The sequence below is a fragment of the Mesorhizobium sp. M7A.F.Ca.US.007.01.2.1 genome, from assembly GCF_003998165.1.
Classification (GTDB): Bacteria; Pseudomonadota; Alphaproteobacteria; order Rhizobiales; family Rhizobiaceae; genus Mesorhizobium; species Mesorhizobium ciceri.
The window spans coordinates 1-2,679 of record NZ_RZQP01000409.1; the positions used below are offsets into that span (position 1 = coordinate 1).

The following is a 2,679-nucleotide window of genomic DNA, read 5'->3' on the forward strand; positions in this document are numbered from 1 at the left end:
GTCCAAGGTCAGACAGTTTTGTCATGGCGACGAAAAATCACCGCCGGAGGAAAAAGTTCCCGCCATTTCAGCAAAAACCAACGGAACACTCTTTGGCGCCCGAGGTTCGATGAGCTGAAAGCATCGTGACTGCATGGACGCTTCCGCCAGCCCATCGACAGCCTCTATGGCACGATCCACGATGCCATCTCCACTACGATCCTGGTTTGACCGGATGATGCTCGCGGCCGCAGGTTCCTCGACGATTGGATCGCGAGCCATCTGCCGTTTCCAGAACCGGCTCCCCCATGGCTGCCAGCGACCTTGCGGACCAGCCGCCGGTGATGCCGGTACCAAGCCTGACGAGGTCAATGAAGAAGTCAGGAGCGTATCCGAAGTAATGTTAAAACGAGGCATACAGCAACGACGCCTCACCGGCTTGACCGGTTTCTTGGCTCGCCCCTTTAGGTGGGCTGTGGGTCAAGTGGATTGCTAATACGAGGCTCAAGGACCTTTATCGTTATGCTTGTCTCTGCCGGCTGCGCCACATTCTATTGGTGGTGGAGAGACTGCTATGCCCTTCAGGGCGGGCTAGCGATGGAGCGCCTTCGAAGGTGAAAGCAATTCCCGCGTCCTCAAACGCCTGACGCATGGCCGCGATCTTGTGGGGACGCGGATTTCGAATACCGTTCTCAAAATCTCTGATCGTCATTTCGCTAACGCTCGCTTTTGCGGCAAGCCGTACTCGCGGCCAGTTCAGCAGGGCGCGTGCTGCTCTCGATTGAGCTGGTGAAAGTTGGGTTCGGCTGTCCATAGGATTTGAACATTCGATACGTCTAAAATGTTCCTTCGATCTATCGACGATCGAAAGATCGAGCAATTCCCGCGCGGGGGACGGTCGTCACGAGCGATGTCTCAGCGATGCATGCGTCAGGCAATAGGCCGGCACTGGGACGAGGGGGGCAAGCAGTGGGCGCCTGAAGCGAGCGCTGCGGGTTGGCGGGCGTCCGCCCGCTATCGCAACCAACCCTGTTGCGGCTCGTTGACCTATGCTGGTTGATCCCAGCACACTCCAGAACCTGCCCGCTCACCACTTCGCAGCGGCCGGCTTTTTGTTAATCAGCGGAACCTGATATGCCACGGCAGGTTGGAAGAGCGGCAGCGTCCCCCGCTGCCGGTCGAGGTCCCCAAGCCTCGCCCGGGTCCGCCTCTACCCGCAAGTGGGGGCGGACCCACTAAATATGTTGCGATCAAGGCAACCTGGTTTGTTGCTGTTGACGGGCCTTCGCGCTGGCGCTGCTACACACCTCATTGCAAGCACTCTACCGTGTCTGGGCCCGACCAAAGCCCGACATGGAATCGCAAAGGTCTGACCTATGAAACAAGGAAGCCTTTTCCACATTTGGAATGTGACCGTCGATCATCGTCCCTTCATCGTCGGTTGGTTGATTACCCGCCACGGCTCGCTTGGCGTGGCGGGTACTCATTCATGGAGAGTGTATGCAGCCTGGTGAGATCATCGCGAACGTGTTTGCAGCGGGGTTGGTCAGTGTCCTGGTAGCAGTCGTTTTTCTGGTTTTCGGGAACCCGCTCTGGCCTGAACGACACGTCCGGATGGTCATCATCCCGCCTGTCCATCGAATGACAACCACCGCCATCAAAAATGCCTGGCCAGACCTGCCGGACAAAATTGATTTGAACGTTTCGCGCCCGAGGCCGGCCACCGGTGAGCGGATCTGAAGCGTCCTTCGAAGCGCACTGACTTGGAGCGCTATGGCGCGCGCCCTGTGCTAGGGTGGCCAGTCAGCTTTCCGGTCTAGACTGAAGTGCATTGTGGATATGTGTTGCTGCGGTGGCGGCATGGCCAAACGCAACGGCAATTTGATTGAGGCCCTCAGCCACGTCTCCAATGGCATAGAGACCCGCAGTCGACGTTTCGAGGTGTCGGCTGACCAGAACATATCCTTGCGCGTCACACTCTGCACCGAGTGCGGCGGCGAGTTCAGAGCGCACATCAGACCCCATTGCGGGGTACACCACATCCAATTCCCGCATTGGCGCACCGTCGGCCATGACAACGCCGAACCCGGTTGCCCGAGCAACAAGATCCTCGACGGTGTCCCAGATTTCGATGCCGCCTGCCGAGGCCATGCCGCGGGCGGCATCGGAAATATCCTCCGGATAGTTGGCGAGCAAGGTAACCTGACCGCTGTACTCCTTCAAAAACAGGGCTTCCTTGAGCGCCAGACGCTCTGGGCCGACGACGCCGATGCGCTTGCCCACGGCCTCATAGGCGTCGCAGACCGGACACAGTCGGACAGTGCCGGCCGCGACGGCCTCCTCCAGCCCTTCTATTGGCGGGGCCTTGTCCACGATCCCGGTTGCAAGAACCACGCGCCTTGCTCGGATGGTCCCGAAGGTGGTCGTCAGCACAAAGGTCCCGTCGCGCTTCTTGGCGCCCGCTACACGACCGTCCACTACGCCTGCACCGTATCTCTGTGCCTGGGCTTTGAGACGGCCGAGCAACTCTGACCCGCCTACGCCGTCCGGGAAGCCAGGACAGTTATGCGATTTTGGAATGAGCTTGGCTCGTGCGTCGCCGGCGTCTACCACGATCACCGAATGCAGGAATCTGGCCAGATACATGCCTGCGGCAAGTCCTGCGGGGCCGCCGCCGACAATAGCCACGTCGAATTCATC

General features: G+C 59.4%; 3 protein-coding genes. 1 reads left to right on the forward strand and 2 read right to left on the reverse strand.

What is annotated here, in order from left to right; all coding sequences use genetic code 11:
- Positions 1–499: 499 nt before the first annotated feature.
- Positions 500–793 carry a helix-turn-helix transcriptional regulator gene (locus tag EN949_RS34410; protein WP_032808422.1) on the reverse strand — a complete coding sequence of 98 codons (294 nt, stop codon included), beginning with the start codon at positions 791–793 and terminating at the stop codon, positions 500–502.
- Positions 794–1,479: 686 nt separating this feature from the next.
- Here EN949_RS34410 and EN949_RS34415 point away from each other — a divergent pair.
- The gene (locus EN949_RS34415) at positions 1,480–1,719 is read left to right on the forward strand and encodes a hypothetical protein (RefSeq protein WP_127367257.1); all 240 of its coding nucleotides are present in this window, start codon (positions 1,480–1,482) and stop codon (positions 1,717–1,719) included.
- 63 nt (positions 1,720–1,782) lie between these two features.
- Here the strand turns inward: EN949_RS34415 and EN949_RS34420 are convergent.
- Positions 1,783–2,679: NAD(P)/FAD-dependent oxidoreductase (locus tag EN949_RS34420; protein WP_164782652.1), on the reverse strand; the 897-nt coding region annotated here is incomplete at its 5' end.